Origin of the sequence: Arthrobacter celericrescens (assembly GCF_003614925.1) — a bacterium.
In the GTDB taxonomy this organism is placed as follows: Bacteria; Actinomycetota; Actinomycetes; order Actinomycetales; family Micrococcaceae; genus Arthrobacter; species Arthrobacter celericrescens.
The window spans coordinates 1-2,696 of the sequence record NZ_QYLP01000002.1; the positions used below are offsets into that span (position 1 = coordinate 1).

2 protein-coding genes and 2 rRNA genes are annotated in these 2,696 nt (G+C 63.5%); 2 read left to right on the plus strand and 2 right to left on the minus strand.

The features are described 5' to 3' along the window. Positions 1-174, minus strand: a 16S ribosomal RNA gene (locus D3654_RS00025); the annotation flags it as partial. A gap of 512 nt (positions 175-686) precedes the next feature. On the opposite strand from D3654_RS00025, the gene D3654_RS00030 reads away from it, so the two are divergent. Both D3654_RS00030 and D3654_RS00035 read left to right on the plus strand, forming a co-directional pair. Next, positions 687-1,106 (plus strand): YciI family protein, encoded by a 420-nt coding sequence (locus D3654_RS00030; protein ID WP_120519512.1) that lies wholly within the window; start codon positions 687-689, stop codon positions 1,104-1,106. A 51-nt stretch (positions 1,107-1,157) separates the two neighbouring features. Further along, positions 1,158-2,357 carry an RNA polymerase sigma factor gene (locus tag D3654_RS00035; RefSeq protein ID WP_205571686.1) on the plus strand — a complete coding sequence of 400 codons (1,200 nt, stop codon included), beginning with the start codon at positions 1,158-1,160 and terminating at the stop codon, positions 2,355-2,357. An 89-nt stretch (positions 2,358-2,446) separates the two neighbouring features. Here D3654_RS00035 and rrf read toward each other — a convergent pair. Next, a 5S ribosomal RNA gene (gene rrf / locus D3654_RS00040) occupies positions 2,447-2,563 on the minus strand. Positions 2,564-2,696: the final 133 nt, after the last annotated feature.

Sequence of the window (2,696 nt, forward strand, 5' to 3'; positions counted from 1 at the left end):
TCCGGTATTAGACCCAGTTTCCCAGGCTTATCCCAGAGTCAAGGGCAGGTTACTCACGTGTTACTCACCCGTTCGCCACTAATCCACACCGCAAGCGGTGCTTCATCGTTCGACTTGCATGTGTTAAGCACGCCGCCAGCGTTCATCCTGAGCCAGGATCAAACTCTCCGTCAAAAAAACAGACACAACCACACCCGGTGGAAATAACACCAGACCATGGCTGCACAAAATCTGAAACCAGCTATAAAACCAGACCACCACACACGGGGGTGCGGGCAACCCGGCAATAACCAATCCATAAAAAAATCGGTATCAACAAACTTGGCACACTATTGAGTTCTCAAACAACAGTTCCGCAAACCGCAGGCCACACGACGCACTACAGTGCGCCACCAAAAGTGGCCATCTAAGAAAGGGATTCTGCCGCCTTCCGGAACCTCCAAGCCTTTCAGCTCTTCCGTCCCTCTCGCGGCGACCCAGAAAACATTACACGGTTCCGGGAGGAGAGGCAAATCAGCATCCGGAACCGCTCCCCGCACCCGGAATAGGGCCTGATACAGGCACGCTGGCCGCCCGCCGTCGGGCATCCGGAAAGAATTCCGGACGCGATGTCGATCTGCTCTGGTGCCGTTCGACCTATGGGTGAGAAGGTCGGAAGGCGACCTTCCGGAACAAAGGAGAACATCATGGCCAAGTACATGCTGATCATGCGTCCCACCGACGAGTCCTTCGCAGCGTTCGCGAACACGGACTTCACCGAAATCATGGATGCCATGGGCAAGTTCAACGACGAACTGATCCGCGCCGGAGTGCTGCTCGCGGCGGAAGGCCTGGACGATGCCAACGAAGGCGTGGTTGTCGACTTCACCGGCGACACCCCGGTTGTGACTGACGGTCCCTACGGGGAAACCAAGGAGCTGTTCGCCGGCTACTACATCCTCGACGTCGCTTCCAAGCAGGAAGCCGTCGAATGGGCCAAGCGGGCGCCCATGACCGCGGGAAGCAAGACTGAGATCCGTCGGGTGACCACCATCGACGAGTTCCCGCAGGACAACACGTGGATCCAGAAGGAGCGCGCCTGGCGCGAGCAGACCGGACAGCTCTGAGCCGGAGTGGACAGGAACGGGGCGCGGGGCGCCGTCGAAGCCGTTTGGCGGATGGAGTCCGCACGGATCGTCGGCGCCCTGGCCCGCTACACGGGGGACTTTCCCTTGGCGGAAGACCTCGCCCAGGAAGCCCTTGCCGAAGCCCTCGTATCCTGGTCGGTCAACGGGGTTCCAGAGCAGCCGGCAGCCTGGCTGCTTACCACCGGCCGCCGCCGCGCCATTGACACTTTCCGGCGCAGGTCCGCGCTCGATGAGCGCTACGCCGCCCTGGCGCGGGAGCTGTCCGAGGAACCCGGAGCGGACGAGCTGTTCAGCTATGACGCGATCGACGACGACGTCCTCGCCCTGATGTTCACCGCCTGCCATCCGGTGCTGTCGAAGGAAGCCCGGATCGCCTTGACGCTGCGCGTGGTCGGCGGCCTGGGCAGTGATGAGATTGCCAAAGCGTTCCTGGTGCCCGTGTCCACCATCCAGGCGCGGATCACCCGGGCCAAGAAGACCCTGGCGGCCGCCCGGATCCCGTTCGCGGTGCCCGAGGCGCAGGAACTGGACGAGCGACTCGGTTCGGTCCTCCAGGTGATCTACCTGGTCTTTACCGAAGGCTCCTACGCTTCCGGAGGCGACGATTGGATCCGCACCGGCCTCACGGACGAGGCCCGCCGGCTTGCCCGCATGATGGTGAAGTTGAAACCCGAACCGGAGGTGTTCGGCCTCCTTGCATTACTCGAGCTGACGGCCGCCCGGTTCCCTGCAAGGACCGACGACGCCGGAATGCCGGTACTGCTCGAGGACCAGGACCGCAGGCGCTGGGACAGTTCGGCGATCCGGCGGGGACGGGCGGCGCTTGAACGCGCAGCGGCCGCCGGGCGCGGCCTTGGCGCCTACGGGCTGCAGGCATCCATCGCGGAGTGCCATGCCGTGGCGGAATCCGTCGCCGACACTGACTGGGCGCGGATCGTGATCCTCTACGAGGCGCTCGGGCGGCTGACGCCGTCGCCCATCGTCGAGCTCAATCATGCGGTTGCCGTCGCCATGGCCTCGGGGCCGGCCGCGGGATTGGAGCTGGTGGACGCGATCGATGCCGCCGGCAAGCTTGCCGCGTCGCATCTGCTTCCCGCGGTCCGGGGTGAGCTGCTCACCAGGCTGGGGCGCCGGGACGAAGCGCGGGCGGCACTCCATGAGGCCGCCGGCATGTGCGGGAACAGCGCCGAGCTTGCCGCGCTTGAGGCCAAGATCCTTGCGCTGGCGTAGGGCGTTGCTGCCGTAGGGCGCGAAGGGGGTCTGACTTAAATGCGAAGGGGCCCTGACCGTCGTGGTCAGGGCCCCTGTCGTTAATGGTTGTCCGGCGGTGTCCTACTCTCCCACACCCTCCCGGGTGCAGTACCATCGGCGCTGTGGGTCTTAGCTTCCGGGTTCGGAATGGGACCGGGCGTTTCCCCCACGCTATGACCGCCGTAACCCTGTTACCCGGTCCGACCCCCGTGCTTGGGGGTGGTGGGAAGACTTGTGGTTACCAGGTGTTGCTGCTGGTGTTATTCGGTTGTGTTTTTGTGGTTTGTTCCTGGGTTGTTGTCCGGGAACCACATAGTG